We start from the raw sequence: 18,194 nt of genomic DNA, 5'->3' as shown, positions 1-18,194 counted from the left end.
TCACCCTCCTAGCGCCATTCCCTCGGGACATCGGGAAGCTTCTTGCCGAGCTGACGAATCACGCCCGCCGATACCTCGGCATGCCGTGGGATCGTCTCCTTCACCGACTCGTCGGGCAGACCCCAGATCTCGTGGCTGCCCTTGCCCCGCCGCAGGAGCACCCACCCGCGCGAGCGAAGGAACGATACGACATCTCGATACTTCTGCGGCTTCGGCACCAGGATATTACAGCCCCCCTTACGACGACAAGGAAAGGGGGACTGTCGAGACGGCGCACGACGCACGGTCGTCTTCCCGCGCGCAGCGGACGATCACCTCTGAGGCGACGCGCACAGACCATCGAGGACGGCCAGGAGGGTCGCGAACGCCGGGGTGCGCGGGTCGATCGGGGCGTAGTGGTCGGCGTCCGGGAGCTCGACGAGGTGCGCGGACGGGTGCGCGACGCAGTAGCGGCGGCTGTACTCGACGGGGACCTCGTCGTCGAGGGCGCCGTGCAGGAGCACGGTCGGCATCGGCGGCGCGGGGAGCCGCGCCGGGTCGAGGTCGTCGAGCGGGCCGTCCGGGCCGAGCAGCTCCGCCACAGCGCCGTTCCCCAGCCGCTCGTCGGCGGCGGCGCGCAGGTCGGCGACTCCGGCGAGCGACACAACGGCGTCGACGTGCGGCGACGGATGCGCGGCCTGCGACCACAGCGCAAGATGCCCGCCGGCCGAGTGGCCGATCAGGACCGTGCGCGGCCGCTCCACGACGGGGACCAGAGGCGGGAGCGCCGCGACGGCCGCGGGGACGTCGTCGAAGGTTCCCGGCCATCCGCCGCCCGCGTCGCCGACGCGCCGGTACTCGAGCAGCAGCACCGACCAGCCCGCGTCGGCGAGCGCGGCGGCCAGCGGACGCGCGTGGCTCCGGTCCCAGCGCGCGCGCCAGAAGCCGCCGTGCACGAACAGCACGAGTCCCCGACCGGAGCCGCGGTAGTGCTCGGCGATCTGCTCCGGCGCCTCGCCGTAGCGGAGCACCTGGTCGGCCTCGCGCGCCGCGAGGTCGAGGACCCCGCTCACGCGCCGCCGTGGACCTCTCGGGACTCGCGCGCCCCCTCGAGGAGCAGGTCGCGCACCGCCAGGATCACGGTCTCGACCTCCGCGAAGGACGTGGAGAGCGGCGAGAGGCCGAGCCGGATACCGCTGGGCGTGCGGAAGTCCGGGATGATCCCGCGCTCCCAGAGCACGGGGACCATCGCGGCGAACTCCGGGTGGTCGACGGTGATGTGGCCGCCGCGGCGCGCGGGCTCGCGGGTGGTCGACAGCTCGACGCCGAGCGGGGCGAGGTGCTCGTCGAACAGCTCGACGGCGAAGGCGGTCAGCGCGATCGACTTGGTGTGAATCGCGGGCAGGCCCGCCTCCTCGATCAGGTCGAGCATCGCCTGCATCGCGAGCATCCCGACGATCGGCGGCGTCCCGCTGAGGAAGCGGCGGATCCCGTCGGCGGGGTCGTAGTCCTCGCCCATCCGGAACGAGTCCTTGACGCCCATCCAGCCCTGGATCGGCTGCCGAGCGCTGGCGATCAGCTCGCGGCGCACGTAGAGGAAGGCGGGGGCGCCCGGGCCGCCGTTGAGGTACTTGTAGGTGCAGCCCGTCGCCAGGTCCACACCCCAGGCGTCGAGCTCGATCGGCAGCACGCCGACGGAGTGGCAGACGTCCCAGAGCACCAGCGCGCCGTGCTCGTGCACGATGTCGGTGATCGCCGGGACGTCGGCGGCGTAGCCGGAGCGGTAGGCGACCTGGCTCAGCACGACGACGGCCGTGTCGGCGCCGACGACCGCGCGGACGTCGTCCGGGGTCACCCCGGAGCCCGACTCGGTCTCGATCCAGCGGATGCTCGCGCCGGTCTCGGCGGCGATCCCCTCGACCACGAAGCGGTCGGTCGGGAAGTTGCCGCGGTCGATGACGATCTCGGAGCGGCCGGGCCGGGCGGTCAGGGCGGTGCGGATCAGCTTGTAGAGCGAGACGGTGGTCGAGTCGCCGACGACGACCTGGCCGGGAGCGGCGCCCAGCACGGAGCGGCCGAGGCGGTCGCCGAGCGCCAGCGGGAGCTGGAACCAGCTGTCGTCCCAGCCGCGGATGAGGCGGGTCCCCCACTCCTGCTCGACGAACGCGGCGTAGCGCTCGGTCAGGACCTTCAGCGGGCGGCCGAGCGAGTTGCCGTCGACGTAGGCGGGCAGCGCCGGGTCGTCCGCGCCGACGAAGCGGGAGCGGTAGCCGGCGAGCGGGTCGAGGCGGTCGAGCTCGGCCGCGGAGGAGCGGACGGTCTGGTCGAGGGCCACGGCGGCCCTCCTCTCGTGTGGGGCGCGGGTGCGGGGTGGAGCGGGGACTCCTCACAGTCGCACGACCGGGCCCCCGCGGGACAGCACTCGCGCGAGGATGGTCGGGTGACCTCCTCCGCAGCGCCCGTCCACCCTCGCCCGCGCCTGCTCCCGAGTCTCGGGGCCGGCGTCGCGGCCGGCGTGCTCGGACTGCTGCCGTGGCTGCTCACCGGGCTGCGGCTGCCGCTGCAGAACCTCTGGGCGACCGACGTGCTGCCCGAGGAGATGCCGCTCGCGCTGCTGCCGTTCAGCCAGTACTTCCTGACGCTGATCGTCTCGGTGATCGTGGTCGGGTCGGCCCTCGCGGGGCTCGCGGCCCGCGTCGGCCGGCGCCGCGGCATCGGCCCGCTCGGCGCCGCGCTCGGAGCGGTCGGCGTGCAGGTCGTCGCGCTGGTGCAGTCGGCGCTGACCGTGTCCGCCGGGCTGCGGGAGGACCGCGACTCGGACCTCTACCTCGCGGCGATCGTCGGCGGCACCGTCGCCGCGATCGCGGTCGGCGCGCTCCTCCTGCTCGTGATCGCCCGGGCGCCGCGGGCGGGGGCGGCCGTCGCGATCTCGTTCGCCGCGGTGGCCGCCGGCGGGTGGCTGACCGGAGTGGTGGCGCCGCTCAGCCGCGACGGCTCGGCCGCCGGAGTCGCGCTGCTGAACGCGGTGCAGTGGCTGCCGGGGATCCTGGCCGGCCTCGCCCTCGCCTGGTGCGGGGTGCTCTCCGTCGGCCGGGTGGTCGCCTGGATCGTGAGCCTCGCCGTGCTCTGGGTCGGGCCGGTGCTGGTCACCGCCGTCTCGGCCGCCGCCGGCTCGCGGGTGCTGGCCCGCCATCCGCTCGAGATGCTCGACTACGCGCAGGCCGTCTTCACCAGCGCGCTGATGCTCCCGGCCGTCTCGCTCCGCACGCCCGCGACGGCGCTGGTCGTCGCCGCCCTCGGCGTCGCGGCCCTGCGCGCCTGGCACGCCCGCCGGACTGCCTCGCCGACCGAGTAACCGCACCTTCGCGAGATGCCACTTGTGCGCGCGACACGCCGCGAAAGGCGTGCACAACTGGCATCTCGCGGGAGGGGTCAGGACTCGAACCAGCCGCGGGGGTGGTGGTCGGCCGTCAGGGGCGTGCGCTCGCGCTTGGGGCGCGCCCACTGCACGGCGTTGGCCAGCACCCGCTTGATGTCGGGGTGGTGGTAGACGGGGTAGTCCTGGTCGCCGGGCGAGAAGTAGAACACCTTGCCGAGGCCCCTGGTGTAGGTCACTCCGGAGCGGAAGACCTCGCCGCCCGAGAACGTCGAGAGGAACACCGTCTCCTCGGGCACCGGGATGTCGAAGTACTCGCCGTACATCTCCTGCTCGGGGATGACGATCGGGCTCGGCACGCCCACGGCGATCGGATGGGTCGGCGCGATCGTCCAGACCAGCTCGCGGTCGTGGTCGTTCCGCCACTTCAGCGAGCAGGTCGTGCCCATCAGCGCCTGGAAGATCTTCGAGTAGTGGCCGGAGTGCAGGATCAGGATGCCCATGCCCTCCTGCACGTGCCGCAGCACCCGCTGCACGACCTCGTCCGACACCTCCGGGTGCGCGATGTGCGCCCACCAGAGCAGCACGTCGGTCTTCGCGAGCGCCTCCTCGGTCAGCCCGTGCTCGGGCTCGGGCAGGGTCGCCGTGCGCACCGAGACGGCGTCGCCGAGCGACTCCGTCAGCCCGTCGGCGATCACCCGGTGGATGCCGTCGGGGTAGTGCCGCATGACGGTCTCGTCGCCGCGCGTCTCGTGGCGGAACTCGTTCCAGACCAGGACCTCGAGGGGAGCGCTCATGCGACCGCCACCTCCTTCTTCTCGGCGGCGGAGCGGTAGATCGCGTCGACCACCCGGCTGCGGTGCAGCGCGTAGTCGCCGTAGTGGCCGGCGTAGCGGGGTCCGCCGGCGGGCGCGTCGGCACCCGAGGCGATCGCGGCGAGGAACTCCGCGATCACCGAGCGGTGGTGACCGGCGGGCACCGGCACGTCGGGGCGGGAGACCGTGGGCGCACCGGCGACCTCGGAGTAGAACGTGAGCGTCCCCTCCGTCGCGTAGTCGGCGACGTGCAGGCGGGCGCCGCCGGCCGAGCCGAGCAGCTCGACCTCGATGTCCTCGTGCACCTTGGAGTAGCTGGCCCAGGAGGCGTCGAGCTGCAGGCTGCGTCCGTTGTCGAGGCGCAGCAGCGCGCTGGAGAAGTCCTCGACCTCGAAGGCGTGCGTGCCGGTGGCGGCGACGCCGTGCGGGCGCCCGCCGCGGCCGGAGCGGCCGATCTCGCCGTAGGCGACGGCGGAGACGCTGGTCACCCGCGGCTCGCCGAGCAGGTGCAGCGCGATGTCGAGGACGTGCGAGCCCAGGTCGATCAGCGGTCCGCCGCCGGCCAGCTCCTTGCTGGTGAACCAGGAGCCGATGCCCGGGATGCCGGTGCGCCGCTGCCAGCTCGCGCGGGCGTGGTAGATCTCGCCGAGCGGGGCGTCGTCGAGGTAGGTGCGCAGGTAGGCGACGTCGGCGCGGCGGCGGTGGTTGTAGGCGATCTCGAGGACGCGGTCGTTCGCTCGGGCGGCGTCGACCATCTCGGCGGCGAGCTCGGCGGTGGTGGCCAGCGGCTTCTCGCAGAAGACATGCTTGCCGGAGGCGAGCGCGGCGACCGCGATCGGGTGGTGCAGGTGGTTGGGCACGCCGATCGAGACGACGTCGAGGTCGTCGCGGGCGACGAGCTCCTCCCAGTCGGCGTAGAGGTCGGGGACGCCGCGGGTGGCGCCGAGCTCGCGCAGGCGCTCCTCCTCCTGGCCGGCGAGCGCGACGACGCGCGCGCCGGGGAGGGCCTGGAAGGCGTCGAGGTGAGTGGTGCCGGCGAAGCCGAGGCCGACGACGCCGACGCGCAGCTCCCCCGGGATCTCGGTCGTGCCTGTGTTCTCGGTCATGCCGTCGAGCCTAGTCGAATTGATTCGAGTCCTCGATAAACAGGGGGACTCACGATGAGGACAGCCGCACCCATGCTGGTCGAGTAGCCCCGCAGGGGCGTCTCGAGACCCACCGTCGTCAGGAGGGTGGATCTCGATACGCCCGCTTCGGGGGCTACTCGATCAGCATGAGGCGCCCGCTCCGCGGGCTACTCGATCAGCATGCAGGCGCGCGCTGCAGGCGGACCGCGATGTGCTCGCGGCCCGGCAGGTCGATGCGGAAGCGGCCCGAGTAGGTGCCGGGCAGGCGCTCGATCGTCATCGCCCAGGTGTCGAGGACATCGACCGTGTACGAGACGTCGGGCTCGAGCAGGAAGCGGCGGTAGGTCGGCCGGTCGAAGCCGAAGTAGTAGAGGTAGTACTCGCCCTCGACGCCGGCGCGCGGCACGTCCCAGTCGAGCGGGATCGGCTCGAGGCCGCGAGCGGGCCCTTCGGCCAGCACCGACTCCAGGAACGCGATCCGCGCCGGGCTCGTCCCGCGCAGCTCGCCGCCCTTCGACCACCAGAGCACGTCGTCCGGGTGCACGTAGGTCTCGCCGTGGCCGACGTAGCCACCGCGCAGCGCGCCCTCCCAGAAGCGCCGCACCAGCTCCTCGCCGGTGATGTTGCCCCAGCCCTGGTCGATGTCGCCCTCGTAGGCGCACTCGTCGATCACGACCGGCTTGCCCCAGCGCCGCCACTCGGTCGTCATCTCGGCCGTCTTGTAGACGTCCTGCCGCTGGATGCTGGCGTGCGTGATCCACGGGCGGGAGTGGTCGTAGAACTCGCGGCAGTTGTGGATCGAGAGCAGGTGCCGCGACGGGTCGTCCTCCCCCACGATCCCGGCGAAGCGCTCCCAGTCCTCCTCGGTCTTCTCGAACAGCAGGTCGTACTCGTTCGCGAGCGACCACCAGACGTTCGCGAACGAGGCGAGCCGCGCCACGGCGTAGCGCACGTAGCGGTCGTCGGCGACGGCGTCCATCGTCGAGAAGCCCCAGCGGTCGTAGGCGTGGAAGAGGATGAGGTCCGCCTCGATGCCGAGCTCGCCGAGCTGCTCGATCCGCCGCTCCAGGTGCGCCCAGAACTCCGGATCGAAGCGCTGCCAGTCGAAGCCCGCCTCGGGCGAGCCCTCGAACGGGTAGAGCTCCGGCTCGTTCTCGTTGAAGAGGTACGACTTCGGGAAGACGCACATCCGCATCTTGGTGAAGGGCGAGGTGGCGAGGGAGGCGAGCGTCCGCTCCTCCAGCGCGTCGCCCTGGTGCGTCCAGGCGTAGGAGGTGGTGCCCAGCGGGCGGTGCCGGGTGCCGTCGGCGTGCGCGAAGTGGAAGGTGTCGGCCACCCGCACCGGGCCGTGCCGCCCCGCCACGGCCGCGGTCACCGAGACGGAGCCGGTGACGCCGTCGAGCGAGCGGGCGCTGCTCGAGGTGGTCCAGGCGTACTCGCCGGGCGCCTCGGGCATCCAGCGCAGGCGGTACACGCCGTCGCCGTCGTAGAAGCCGGGCACGCGCACCGACCCGTCGGGCCCGTCCACGATCGCCGAGAGCGCGACGTCGACGAACGGGTTGCCGTGCGCGGGCCCGCGCAGCTCGATCTCGAAACGCCCGAAGACGGAGGCGGTGGCCGGCGCGGACACGACGGCCGACGCCAGCGGGACGTCCGCGGTCTCGTAGTCGCCGGAGGGCTCGACGTACCGCTCCTGCTCGCGGACCGGCGCCGGCTCCTCCGTCGGGATCGCGGCGACCTCGGCCAGCAGCGCCTCGCGCTCGGCCGCGTCGAGCGACTCCTCGGTGTCGACGACGAGCCCGATCGGATACCCGTGCAGCGTGTGCAGGATCGAGGAGTGCACCAGCCCGGGGAGGCGGCGCTCGACGATCGCGTGCCCGCGCGGGTCGCGGAGGACCTCGAACAGGCGCGTCTCGCGCGAGAACCGCTCGGCGGTGTCGGTGGTGTGCGGCACGGTCAGCCCTTCACGGCGCCGGCGAAGGCGCCCTCGACGAAGTAGCGCTGGAACATCAGGTAGACGATCAGCACGGGGAACACGGACATGATGGTGAAGGCGTTCAGCGGCCCGTACGAGCTGGTGAACTGCGACTGGAAGCCCTGCAGCGCGAGCGGGATCGTCCAGGAGTCCTGGCTCTGCAGCAGGGCGAGCGCGATGGAGTACTCGTTCCAGGTGGAGACGAAGTCGAGGATGAACAGCGCGGCGAGGGCCGGGCGGGCCAGCGGCAGGATGATCGTCAGGAACAGCCGCCAGTTGCCGGCGCCGTCGATCCGCGCGCTCTCGTCGATCTCCTCGGGGATCTGGCGGAAGAATCCGTAGAGGATGAAGGTCTGGTACGGCAGGCCGAACGCGATGTACGGCAGGATGATCCCGAAATTGCTGCTCAGCAGCCCCAGCCCGTTGATCACCTGGAAGAGCGGCGCGATCGCGACCTGGATCGGCACCATCGCGCCGAGCGCGATCACGCCCATCAGCAGTCGCTGCCGGCGGAACCGCATCCGGGCCAGCGCGAAGGCGGCGGCCGCCGAGATGAACAGGCCGATCGGCACCTTGAACAGGGCGATGATCAGGCTGTTGCCACCCGCCGTGAGCAGATTGCCGCGGTCGAGCGCCTCGACGTAGTTGCCGAAGTCGGGCGACCACGGCGGCACGAAGGCCGGCGTGCTGAAGATGTCGGCCTCGCTCTTCAGCGAGGTGAAGACCATGAAGATCAGCGGGACGGCCCAGATCAGGACGGCGAAGACCAGCGCGATCCAGAGGCCGATCCGGATCCAGTCGCGGCCGCCGACCGGGCGGCGGGTGCGCTTGGGCGGCGCGACCAGGCCGGGCGCGCTGGTCGGGATGCTCGTGACGCTCATGAGTTCTTCTCCTGACGAGCCGTCCACACCATGTAGGGGACGACGATGACGAGGGTGATCACGAGCAGGACCGTGGCGATCGCGTTGCCCTGGCCGTACTCGTGGTTGTTGAAGGACTGCTGGAACGACCAGAGCGCGAGCACCTGCGTCTGCTGCGCCGGGCCGCCGCCGGTCATGCCGACGATCAGGTCGAACACCTTGATCGAGTTGATGATCGTGAGGACGACGACGATGACCGTGGTCGGCCGCAGCGCCGGGATCGTCACGTTGCGGAACACCTGCCAGGCGTTCGCGCCGTCGAGCCGGGCCGCCTCGACATGATCGGGCGAGACGCTCTGCAGACCCGCGAGGAAGAGCACCATGTTCGTGCCCGCGATCTGCCAGACGAAGGCCGCGAAGATCGAGTAGAGCGCGAGGTTCTTGTCGCCCAGCCACTGCACCTCGGCCAGCCACGGCAGGTCGAACAGCTGGGCGAGGTTCACACCCACGCCGTAATTGGGGTTATACATCCAGCGCCACATGTTCGCGATGGCGATCGGGGCGAGCACGCCCGGGATGTAGAAGAGCGAGCGGAAGGCGTTGCGCCCGAACAGCGGGCGGTTGAGCGCCAGCGCCATCACCAGCCCGAGGCCGACCGGGATGAACAGCGAGAGCACCACCCAGATCAGGGTGTTCGAGAACGCGGTCCAGAACACCGGGTCCTGGGTGAAGATGCGGACGTAGTTCTGCAGTCCGACGAAGATCTGCGGGGCGCCCTGGAAGCCGGACCACTCGAAGAAGCTGAGCCGCACCGACTCGAGTGAGGGGCCGACGACGAAGACGAGGTAGGCGGCCAGCGCCGGCGCGAGGAACGGCAGGGCGGCGAGGAAGCCGGTGCCGCCGAAGCGGGCGAGGGCCCGGCGGCGCGGATGCTTCCTCCGCGGCTGCTCCGGCGCGGACTGCCGCGGGCGGGCGGGGGTGGATGTCGTCATGGCGGACCTCTCGGACGTCTCGGACGCGGGGTGCTCGGGCACGGCGGCGCTCGGGCGGAGGGGACGCGCGGCCCCCTCCGCCCCGGGCGTCACTGCTGGTCGATGAACTTCTGGAACTCGGCGCCGGCGTCGGCCGGGTCGAGGTCGCCGGTCGCGACCAGGTTCTGGATGCGCCAGTACTCGGTGGTCTGCGACTGCGAGAGGTTCTGGTCGTTGTTCATGTAGACGCCGGTCGCCGCCTCGGTGATCGGGTTCCAGAGGGCGTCGAAGGCGCTCTGGTCCTCGGGGGTGACGTCGACGTTGACCGAGCGGCTGCCGAAGGTGGCGATGAACTTCGCCTGCGACTCGGGCGAGGTCAGGTAGTCGAGGAACTTCGCGGCCTCGTCGGGGTGCTCGGAGTTCGCGGAGATGTAGTTGTTCTCGTTGAAGCCGTAGATGCGGTCGGTGCCCGTGGGGAAGGCGAAGATGCCGACCGAGTCCTCGGACATGCCGGCGTCGCGGATCTGCTGGTTGAACCAGTCGCCCTCGATCGCCATGGCCGCCTTGCCGGCGAAGAAGAGCGAGCTCGACTCGTCGTTGTTGATCGAGATGAAGCCGTCGTTGACGTAGTCCGACGTCCAGGTGGCGAACTCGGTGAAGGTGTCGGTGACGCAGGACTCGTCGGCCCAGCTCGCCTCGCCGGTCACGAGGGCCTGGTAGCCGTCGGCGCCGCACTCGGTCTCGAGCAGGCTGTCGAGCAGGCGCATCACGTGCCAGTTGACGGTGCCGCCGAACTCGAACGGGGTGATGCCCGCGTCCTTGAGCTTCCCGGCGTCCTCGACGAGCTCGTCGTAGGAGGTGGGCGCGGCGTCGATGCCGGCCTGCTCGAAGAGGTCCTTGTTGTAGAAGACCGCCTCGGTGCGCTGGGTGTAGGGCACGCCGTCGTAGCCGCCGTACTGGGTGACGGTGGACATCGTGGTGTCGGAGAAGCGGTCGGCCCAGCCGTACTCGTCGTAGTACTCCTTCAGGTCCAGGCTCGCGCCGGCGTCGATGAACTCGCCGCCGAGACCGGGGCCGGCCCAGGAGAAGAAGAGGTCGGGGGCGCCGCTCGTGCCGAGCGTGGTGCGCAGCGCGTCCTTGTGCGCGTCCACCGCCCGCTGCTCGACCTTGACGGTGATGTCGGGGTTCGCCTCCTCGAAGTCGCTGACGATCTCGTTGATCGTCGCGTTCGCGGAGTCCGCCGACTCGGTGAGCTTGAACCAGGTGATCTCGGTCTTGCCGCCGGAGTCGCCGCCGCTCGCTGAGCAGCCGGCCAGGCCTGCGAGGAGGAGAGCGCCCGTGGCGAGGGCGACCGATCGGGTCAGAGCATGGGAACGGGTCAGAGCACGCATCGTCGCGTCCTTTCGCTGCTCGACATCGCAGCAGCGCGACATCGACGTCGGATCCGCCGATCGGGGCCGGGACTGGAGCTCCAGCGGCGGTGGATGAGGGATACGTTATCGATAACACATTCGGTCGACAATGCGCGCAACCGGTTGATGGGTCACGATCGGGTAACGGCGATCGGCTCGGGACCGGCTCAGTAGAGTGAGCGGGTCGCCGCCAGGGAGGGAGCCTCGATGTCGAGCACGTCCCCGCCCCGCGCGCGGCCGAGCATGGCCGACGTCGGGCGGCATGCGGAGGTCTCGGCGCAGACCGTCTCCCGCTTCTTCACCGGCGGGTACGTCGCTCCGGCGACGCGGGTGCGGATCGAGGCGGCCATCGCCGAGCTCGGCTACCGGCACAACCGCGTCGCCCGGAACCTCCGGGTCCAGCGCACCGACACGGTCGGCTTCCTCGCGATGGGGCCGCTCAACTACGGCCACTCCGAGCTGCTGACCGGGGTGAGCCGCGCCGCGCGCGCCGAGGGGCTCTCGCTGATCACAGCCCTGCTCGAGGTCGGGCCGGACGCTCCCGGAGCCCGCGAGGAGATGCGGCACGCGGTCGACAAGCTGCTCTCGTTCCAGGTCGACGGGATCATCGTCGGCACGCCCTACGGCGGGCTCGACGAGCTGGTCGAGTACATCGCCGCCTCGGTGCCGGTCGTGACGCGCTCCGAGCGCGGCGGCCCCGCGGGCGACTCGACCTACGCCGACTCCTACGGCGCCGGCTATCTCGGCACCCGCCACCTGCTCGAGCTCGGGCACCGGCGGATCCTGCACCTCGCGGGCCCCGGCGACCGCAACGAGGCCGTCGACCGCGAGCGCGGCTACCGGGCGGCGCTGACGGAGGCGGGGGTCGCCCCGCTCGAGGTGCTGCGCTGTGCGGAGTGGGACGCCGAGTCGGGAGCCGCGCAGGGCCGGGCCGTCGATCCGGAGTCCTTCACCGCGGTCTCGGCCGCCAACGACCAGATCGCGCTCGGCTTCCTCCGCGCGATGTCCGAGCGCGGCCGGACGGCGCCCGGCGACTACTCGATCGTCGGCGTCGACGACATGCCCGACTCCGCGTACTACTCGCCGCCGCTGACGACGATGCACCTCGACCACCAGCTGCTGGGCGAGAAGGCCCTCCAGATGCTGGCCACGCGGATCCGCACCGGCGAGCGCCAGGAGCGGACCGCGGTCACCGCCCGCCTGGTGCTGCGCTCGTCGACGGCGCCGCTGCGCTGACGCCGGGTCTCGATACGCCGCTGCGCGGCTACTCGACCAGCATGGGAAGAGCCACCCGCCTCATGCTGATCGAGTAGCCCGCGCAGCGGGCGTATCGAGATCCACCACCGTCGGAAGCCGAGTCTGCAGACCTGCCCTGCTGGTGACGGCGGGTCTCGATACGCCCCTGCGGGGCTACTCGACCAGCATGTCTGCGGGGCGAGTCATGCTGATCGAGTAGCCCTCGCAGAGGGCGTATCGAGATCCGCCGTGCTTCACGACGTGGGGCTCGATACACCGCTCCGCGGCTACTCGACCAGCATGCTTCCGGTCACTCATGCTGATCGCGGCCTTCGCAGCGGGCGGCCCCCACCATGCTGATCGAGTAGCCCTCGTAGAGGGCGTATCGAGATCCGCACCTCTGCAGGACACGGGTCTCGATACGCCGCTCCGCGGCTGAACGACCTACATCGGGTGCGGCTCGACCGGTGATCCGCCGGCCTCGTGAGTCCGCAGTGCGACCGCCTAGGGGAGGCGGATCAGGCGCGCGCCCCGGACCTCCAGGTGCACGAGCGCTCCCTCCGGAGTGCGGCCCGAGACCTGGGTGATGCTCGAGACGCGCCTCGTCTCGAGATCGTGCGCGGACAGCGTCGTCGACCGGGTGAGGGTCCGGGTCTCGCCCGGCGCGAGGAAGACCCGCTCCTTTCCCCCGCGCAGCCGCACGTCCTGCAGCTCGACGTCGCCGGTGTTGGTGACCGTCACGGTCCACGTCACCCTCGTGCCGATCCGCGGTCTCTCCCCCGGAGCGAGGTCCAGCGAGCCGGCGACGCGGCCGGCGAGCTCGGGATGCTCCTGCTGTACCGGCTGCTCACCCGGGACGGGCAGCTCGAATGTGACGACCGGGGTCTCGTAGACGGCACCGGAGGGGGTTCTCGCCCAGTACTGCGCCGCGCTCGTGATCGATCCGGAGGCGAGGTCCACCTCCGTCACGACGTGGTCGCGGACGATGTCCGCCGCCTCGCCCGGCCGGAGCGTGCGGGAGCCGTCGAAGCCGGTCAGGGTCACGTCGCCGGTGTTCACGAGGTGGTCGGTGAACCGCGCCGTCGTGCCCACCACGACCCGCTCCCCCGGCGCGAGGACGAACCGCCCGGCGATCGTCGTCTGCACCGCGGGGTGCTCGACCGCGGCGGTCGACGTCGGGGTCGGAGTGGGCGTCTGCGTAGGCGTGGGAGTCGGGGTGGGAGTCGGCGTCGCGGCGGAGATCGGCAGACGGTAGGAGTAGCCGGGTCTCGAGTACGAGCCGCTGGGAGTGGGGATCTGCCCGAGGCTCCCTGCGGTCTCCGCATACCCCCTGTCGAGGTCCTCCTGCGTGACCGTCCTGTTCTGGACGACGTCCGTCGATCGCCCCCGTTCGATCGCGGTCCCGGCCACAGTGAGCGGGACGTCGCCGGTGTTCGCGAGGTGCAGGGTGTACTGCACCGGTGTGCCGACCTGCACCGTCTCGCCCGGCTTGACGAGGTACTTCCCTGTGACGGTGATCGTCAGCTTCGGATGCTCGACGGCGGCCTCTCGTGGCGGACCGACGGGAGGTATTCGGAGCCTCGCCTCGTCGAGGTCGTACTCGGCCTTCGCACCCCCGGGAGTGGTCAGGCTGCCGGACGTTCCCGCCATCAACATGTATCCGTTATCGAGCACCACCTGTTCGATCGTCCTCTCGTAGACCACTTCCGAGGAAGCTCCGACGGCGAGCGTCGGAGTGTCCTGAAGACCGAGGAGAGGCACATCGCCGGTGTTCGTCCAGCGATACGTGAAGTTCACCCGGGTACCGACCCCGATCGGTCGACCCGGCTCGACGAGGAACGACCCGACGACGCTCACCTCCACCGCGGGATGCTCGACCGCAGGCGCGTGGGACGACGCGGGTGGGACGGTCTGTGAAGTGGACGGGGTCGGGGCGGGATCCGCGGCGTGGGCGGCGGTGGCTGCCGCGCCGAGGAGCGCGACGGTCATCAGGATCGAGGCGGCGGCTGCGGGGCCGCGGCGGCGACGGCGGGCGCGAAGAGGTCGGGGATGGGGACGGGGCACGGGTGCTCCTCAGGGGTGGCGAGCGGGGTTCGGGGGTCGAGCCCGGGCAGGGTCGCACCCGAGCGGAGAACTCGCCCAACATCTGACGCAGGCACGCCCGGACGGCACGGATCGTGCGGCGCGGGAGCTGATCGAGTAGCCCGCGGAGCGCGGCGCATCGAGCGGAGGGGCGCCTCCGGCTCAGCGCAGGGCGGGTAAGAGACCGACGTCCTTGGGGTGGGCGGGTCTCGATACGCCCCTTCGGGGCTACTCGACCAGCATGTTCTGCGGGCGTCTCTTCCAAGGAGATCCACCGGACTCAGAACAGGGGTCTGCAGACCCGTCCTGGTGAGGACGGTGGGTCTCAATACGCCGCTGCGCGGCTACTCGACCAGCATGGGTGAGAGGCGCCTGCCTTGTGCTGATCGAGTCAGCAGGTGCTCCTCAGTCGCGCGAGCGCTCCGCGGTAGAGAGGCGGGCGAGCAGCTCGGCCAGGTCGCGGCGGACGACGGGGGCCTCGAGCGCGTCTCGGTCGGCGGCGTCGTAGGCGCTCGTGAAGGCCTCGAGCTGGCGGTGCAGCTCGGTGCGCGCGGTGCCGCGGGCGACGGGTTCGAGGCGCTGCGCCAGGCGGAGGCCGGCGCGGACGACGAGCGGCTGGTCCAGCGCGTAGGCGCGCAGGGCGAGGTAGACCTCGGCCAGGAGGTCCGCGGCGGTCGGCCAGGTGCACCACAGGCGGGCGACGCCGTCGGTGTCGCGGAAGCGGGTGCGCGGGCCGTCGCCCCGGCAGAGCTCGACGAGCGCGCCGGTGAGGGCGTCGAGCGCGCTGACCGCGGTGTACGGGTCGTTGGTGCCCGTCGCCAGGCCGCGGACGCCGATCTCGACGACCTGCTGCACGGCGTAGCGGAGGTCCTGGTGCGGGGTGCGCGCGTCGGCGATCACGACCGCGGCGAGCGCCGCCTCCTCGAGGTCGCTGCCGCCGACGAGCTCGAGCACGGGGTCGCCGGCCAGGACGTGGTCGCCGGGTGAGGCGAGCATCCGCAGCACCGCGTCGTGGCGGGCGCCGAGCGCGACGAGGCGCTCGAACTCGAGCTGCTCGACGTAGCCCGAGCGAGGCGCCGTCAGCACGACACCGCCGGCGGGGAAGGGCTCCTCGCGGCGGTCCGGCTCGTCCTCGTCTCCCGACAGCTCCGCGATGACGTCCTCGAGCTCGCCGAGCACGCGCTTCTGCAGCGTGGTCACCTGCACCGACAGCGCGATGTGGTGGATGAAGTAGACCAACACCGCGACGTCGCCGACGGCCAGCACCACCGCGAAGCCGACTGCGACGACGGGCACGAAGGCGAGGGTCGCGTCCTCCTCGGTGTGCACCGAGCGGAGCACGATCAGCGAGTAGAGGAACGTCGAGGTGAGCACCGCGAGGACGACCTGGTTGCCGCGGTCGGCCATGAAGTTGCGGACCAGCCGGGGCCCGTACGCGGAGGAGGTGGTGGCGAGGACGGAGATCGTGATCGAGAACGAGGTCGCGGCGACCCCGAGCATCGTGCCGCCGATCGCGGAGAGGATCGCCCGGCCGCCGGTCGCGGAGAGGTCCTCGACGAGGGGGAGGTCCTGGATGCCCGCGCGGATCAGCAGCCGGTCGAGCTCGATCAGCCCGAACGCCAGGGCGATCGCGAGGACGCCGAACAGGGTGGGCAGGAACCAGAACGATTCGCGGGCGTGCAGGAGCCGGGAGCGCATCCTCGAAGGCTAGACGGGTGGGCGGGTCTCGATACGCCCTGCGGGCTACTCGACCAGCCTGGTCGGTGCTGACCGCGGGCTTCGCGGGGGCGGCACCTTTCATGCTGATCGAGCAGCCCTCGGAGAGGGCGTATCGAGATCTGCCGTTCTGCAGAGGTCGGGTCTCGATACGCCGCTCCGCGGCTACTCGACCAGCATGAGCCTCGGAGAGGGCGTATCGAGATCCGCCGTTCTGCAGAGCGTGGGTCTCGATACGCCCTGCGGGCTACTCGACCAGCATGGGAGGCCGCCGCATCGCGGTTGCTCGACCAGCAGGGGAGGCCGCCCCTGCGGCAGTCGCGGACCTACGGGACGATGACCGCGCGGCCGCGGACGGTGCCGTCGTGCAGGTCGGCGTAGGCCTGGGGGGCGTCGGCGAGGGCGTAGCGCTGGACCTCGACGTCGATACGGCCCGCCTTGGCGAGCTCGAAGACCTCGATCAGCTCGCTGCGGGAGCCCCAGTAGGGGATCCGCAGGGCCGCGTCGTAGGCGATCGTGCCGAAGCCGACGGTCGCCTGGCCGCCGCCGATGCCGACGATGGTGACGTCCGACTCGACGGCCGCGACCGCCGTGGCCGTCGCGATGGTCGGGCCGGCGCCGACGAAGTCGAAGACGGCGTCCGCGCCCAGCCCACCGGTGATCTCGCGGATCCTCTCGGCGGCGGAGGCGTCGCTGATCAGCGTGACGTCCGCTCCGACGTGCTTCGCCAGCTCCAGCTTCTCCTCGCTGACGTCGAGCACGATCACCGTCGCGCCGGAGAGCGCCTTGAGGATCTGGATGCCGACGTGGCCGAGCCCGCCCGAGCCGATGACGACGGCGTAGGTGCCCGCGCCGAGCTTCGGGAGGCTGCGCTTGATCGCGTGGTACGGCGTGAGGCCGGCGTCGGTGAGCGAGACGTTCTTCACCGGGTCGAGGTCGCCGATCGGGATCAGGTGGCGGACGTCGTCGACGATCATGTACTCCGCCATCGAGCCCTGATTGCCGAGGCCGGGCGGGCGGATGCCCTCCGCCTCGGCGTTGGTGCAGTAGTTCTCCGCGCCGCGCGAGCAGTTGAGGCAGTGGCCGCAGCCCCACGGTCCGTAGACGGCGACGGCCTCGCCGATCTGCAGGCCGGTCTCGACGCCGGGGCCGAACTCCTCGATCACGCCGGCGCCCTCGTGGCCGAGGGTGAGCGGCAGCGGGTAGTGCTGGGCGAGGTAGTCCTCCTCGGGGAGGCTCATCACGTAGTCGTCGGAGTGGCAGACGCCGGCGGCGGTCACCTTCAGCAGGATCTCGCCCGGCCCGGGCACGGGCTTCTCGATCTCGACGACCTCGGGGGCCTGTCCGACGGTGGTGTAGCGCAGTGCCTTCACGGTTCCTCCTTCGCCGGGCCGCGCTCCGCGCAGTCCGACATCTGTCTGCTATCGGGTGCCCCTCCAGTATCCGCCGCTCTCCGTCGGCGTGCTCGGACCGCCGGGGAGGGTTGACCTCGGCCCTCGCGCAGGACGAGGTCCGAGCCGTGGTGTATCCATGGGGAGGGCGCAGGCGGACCGCCCGGGACGACGGAAGGCGCGAGGACATGGCCCCACCGCGCCGGAAGGCGACGCTCGAGTCGGTCGCCGAGCGCGCCGGGGTCTCGCTGAAGACGGCGTCGAACGCGGTCAACGGCACGGGCCGGATGGCCGACGGCACGCGGGAGCGCGTCCGGGCCGCGGTCGAGGAGCTCGGCTACACGGTGAACGTCGCGGCCCGCAATCTGACCCGCGGACGGACCGACGCGGTGACGCTCGCCGTGCCGACCCTGAAGGCCGCCTACCTCGCCGAGCTGGCGGAGGCGGTCATCGAGACCGCCCGCGACATGGACCTCGCGGTCTCCGTCACGACCTACCCCGACGACGGCGGGGACGGCTCGCGCCGGCTGCTGCAGCGCTTCAACTCGCAGCTCACCGACGGGCTGCTGCTCTCGCTGTCCGAGCACGAGACCCTCGACCGCTCGGCGCTCGCCGTCGAGTACCCCCTGGTCTGCCTCGGGACCCGCGACACCTACGAGCTGGTGGACCGGGTGACGACCGACGACGTCGCCGACGCGCGCGCGGCCACGGCGCACCTCCTCGCACGCGGCAGCACCGCGCTCGCCGTCGTCGGCGCGCACTCGCCCTTCGACGCCGGCCGGATCGGCGCGGCCCGCGAGGGGAACGCCGAGCAGCGGCTGCGCGGGGTCGTCGAGGAGCTCGCCGCCGCGGGCCGCTCGCTCGATCCGCGCCTGGTGGGCGTCACGGGCTACGACTGGACGATCGGCTCCGGCTTCCGGGTCGCCCGCGCGCTCGTCGAGGCGGGGGTGCCGTTCGACGGCCTGGTCTGCTTCAACGACGTCCTCGCGACCGGCGCGATCTCGGCCCTGCGCGAGGGCGGACTGCGCATTCCGGACGAGGTGCAGGTGATCGGCTTCGACGACATCGAGGAGTCGGCGTTCCTCTCCCCGCCGCTCACCTCGATGGACTCGCGGATCGAGTGGATCGCCCGCACGGCGCTCGAGCGCCTGGTCGCGCGGATCGACCGGGTGGAGGCTCCCGCGACCACGCTCTTCGCCCGATCTCAGGTCGTCGCCCGCGGCACGACACGCTGATCAGAGAAAAGTCTCCTTG

The 18,194-nt window shown here is 71.5% G+C and carries 15 protein-coding genes; 3 read left to right on the top strand and 12 right to left on the bottom strand.

What is annotated here, in order from left to right:
* Positions 1 to 8 precede the first annotated feature (8 nt).
* From C1I64_RS18275 to C1I64_RS18265, 3 genes are all read right to left on the bottom strand, one after another.
* Positions 9 to 218, bottom strand: coding sequence for a type II toxin-antitoxin system HicA family toxin (locus C1I64_RS18275; protein WP_123444601.1), 210 nt, complete (start codon positions 216 to 218; stop codon positions 9 to 11).
* 93 nt (positions 219 to 311) lie between these two features.
* Positions 312 to 1,052, bottom strand: coding sequence for an alpha/beta hydrolase family protein (locus tag C1I64_RS18270; RefSeq protein WP_127888202.1), 741 nt, complete (start codon positions 1,050 to 1,052; stop codon positions 312 to 314).
* On the bottom strand, positions 1,049 to 2,314 hold the full coding sequence (locus C1I64_RS18265; RefSeq protein WP_127888201.1) for a kynureninase: 1,266 nt from the start codon (positions 2,312 to 2,314) through the stop codon (positions 1,049 to 1,051). The genes C1I64_RS18270 and C1I64_RS18265 overlap by 4 nt, the downstream gene beginning before the upstream one ends.
* Before the next feature lie 105 nt (positions 2,315 to 2,419).
* Between C1I64_RS18265 and C1I64_RS18260 the strand changes: the two genes are divergently transcribed.
* Complete coding sequence (locus C1I64_RS18260; RefSeq protein ID WP_127888200.1) at positions 2,420 to 3,334, top strand: hypothetical protein; 915 nt, start codon at positions 2,420 to 2,422, stop codon at positions 3,332 to 3,334.
* Positions 3,335 to 3,411: 77 nt separating this feature from the next.
* On the opposite strand, the gene C1I64_RS18255 is transcribed toward C1I64_RS18260, so the two are convergent.
* From C1I64_RS18255 to C1I64_RS18230, 6 genes are all read right to left on the bottom strand, one after another.
* Entirely contained in the window at positions 3,412 to 4,152 is a 741-nt protein-coding gene (locus tag C1I64_RS18255; protein WP_127888199.1) for a ThuA domain-containing protein, read from the bottom strand.
* Positions 4,149 to 5,276: a Gfo/Idh/MocA family protein gene (locus tag C1I64_RS18250; RefSeq protein ID WP_123444596.1), complete on the bottom strand. Its 1,128-nt coding sequence runs from the start codon at positions 5,274 to 5,276 to the stop codon at positions 4,149 to 4,151. The genes C1I64_RS18255 and C1I64_RS18250 overlap by 4 nt, the downstream gene beginning before the upstream one ends.
* 196 nt (positions 5,277 to 5,472) lie before the next feature.
* Entirely contained in the window at positions 5,473 to 7,251 is a 1,779-nt protein-coding gene (locus C1I64_RS18245; protein ID WP_244209526.1) for a DUF5605 domain-containing protein, read from the bottom strand.
* Positions 7,252 to 7,253: 2 nt separating this feature from the next.
* Positions 7,254 to 8,153, bottom strand: a complete 900-nt coding sequence (locus C1I64_RS18240) for a carbohydrate ABC transporter permease (RefSeq protein ID WP_127888198.1) — start codon at positions 8,151 to 8,153, stop codon at positions 7,254 to 7,256.
* Positions 8,150 to 9,124 carry a carbohydrate ABC transporter permease gene (locus tag C1I64_RS18235; RefSeq protein ID WP_127888197.1) on the bottom strand — a complete coding sequence of 325 codons (975 nt, stop codon included), beginning with the start codon at positions 9,122 to 9,124 and terminating at the stop codon, positions 8,150 to 8,152. The genes C1I64_RS18240 and C1I64_RS18235 overlap by 4 nt, the downstream gene beginning before the upstream one ends.
* Before the next feature lie 89 nt (positions 9,125 to 9,213).
* Positions 9,214 to 10,494 (bottom strand): ABC transporter substrate-binding protein, encoded by a 1,281-nt coding sequence (locus C1I64_RS18230; RefSeq protein WP_127888196.1) that lies wholly within the window; start codon positions 10,492 to 10,494, stop codon positions 9,214 to 9,216.
* A 228-nt stretch (positions 10,495 to 10,722) separates the two neighbouring features.
* Here C1I64_RS18230 and C1I64_RS18225 point away from each other — a divergent pair, with 228 nt between their 5' ends.
* On the top strand, positions 10,723 to 11,751 hold the full coding sequence (locus C1I64_RS18225; RefSeq protein WP_127888195.1) for a LacI family DNA-binding transcriptional regulator: 1,029 nt from the start codon (positions 10,723 to 10,725) through the stop codon (positions 11,749 to 11,751).
* Positions 11,752 to 12,255: 504 nt separating this feature from the next.
* Here the strand turns inward: C1I64_RS18225 and C1I64_RS20250 are convergent.
* From C1I64_RS20250 to C1I64_RS18210, 3 genes are all read right to left on the bottom strand, one after another.
* Complete coding sequence (locus tag C1I64_RS20250) at positions 12,256 to 13,401, bottom strand: DUF7507 domain-containing protein (RefSeq protein ID WP_164874597.1); 1,146 nt, start codon at positions 13,399 to 13,401, stop codon at positions 12,256 to 12,258.
* 837 nt (positions 13,402 to 14,238) lie between these two features.
* The gene (locus C1I64_RS18215; RefSeq protein ID WP_127888193.1) at positions 14,239 to 15,531 is read right to left on the bottom strand and encodes a DUF2254 domain-containing protein; all 1,293 of its coding nucleotides are present in this window, start codon (positions 15,529 to 15,531) and stop codon (positions 14,239 to 14,241) included.
* Positions 15,532 to 15,875: 344 nt separating this feature from the next.
* Entirely contained in the window at positions 15,876 to 16,922 is a 1,047-nt protein-coding gene (locus tag C1I64_RS18210) for an NAD(P)-dependent alcohol dehydrogenase (protein WP_127888192.1), read from the bottom strand.
* A 206-nt stretch (positions 16,923 to 17,128) separates the two neighbouring features.
* Here C1I64_RS18210 and C1I64_RS18205 point away from each other — a divergent pair, with 206 nt between their 5' ends.
* Entirely contained in the window at positions 17,129 to 18,175 is a 1,047-nt protein-coding gene (locus C1I64_RS18205; RefSeq protein ID WP_127888191.1) for a LacI family DNA-binding transcriptional regulator, read from the top strand.
* Positions 18,176 to 18,194: the final 19 nt, after the last annotated feature.

Source organism: Rathayibacter festucae DSM 15932 (assembly GCF_004011135.1).
Lineage (GTDB): Bacteria > Actinomycetota > Actinomycetes > Actinomycetales > Microbacteriaceae > Rathayibacter > Rathayibacter festucae.
This window is presented reverse-complemented; position numbering and strand designations above follow the sequence as displayed.

Coding starts and splice junctions, on each gene's coding strand:
- C1I64_RS18250 (WP_123444596.1), bottom strand. CDS start 5,276: ATGACCGAGAACACAGGCACGACCGAGATCCCGGGGGAGCTGCGCGTC.
- C1I64_RS18235 (WP_127888197.1), bottom strand. CDS start 9,124: ATGACGACATCCACCCCCGCCCGCCCGCGGCAGTCCGCGCCGGAGCAG.
- C1I64_RS18255 (WP_127888199.1), bottom strand. CDS start 4,152: ATGAGCGCTCCCCTCGAGGTCCTGGTCTGGAACGAGTTCCGCCACGAG.
- C1I64_RS18205 (WP_127888191.1), top strand. CDS start 17,129: ATGGCCCCACCGCGCCGGAAGGCGACGCTCGAGTCGGTCGCCGAGCGC.
- C1I64_RS20250 (WP_164874597.1), bottom strand. CDS start 13,401: ATGGCGGGAACGTCCGGCAGCCTGACCACTCCCGGGGGTGCGAAGGCC.
- C1I64_RS18215 (WP_127888193.1), bottom strand. CDS start 15,531: ATGCGCTCCCGGCTCCTGCACGCCCGCGAATCGTTCTGGTTCCTGCCC.
- C1I64_RS18230 (WP_127888196.1), bottom strand. CDS start 10,494: ATGCGTGCTCTGACCCGTTCCCATGCTCTGACCCGATCGGTCGCCCTC.
- C1I64_RS18240 (WP_127888198.1), bottom strand. CDS start 8,153: ATGAGCGTCACGAGCATCCCGACCAGCGCGCCCGGCCTGGTCGCGCCG.
- C1I64_RS18225 (WP_127888195.1), top strand. CDS start 10,723: ATGTCGAGCACGTCCCCGCCCCGCGCGCGGCCGAGCATGGCCGACGTC.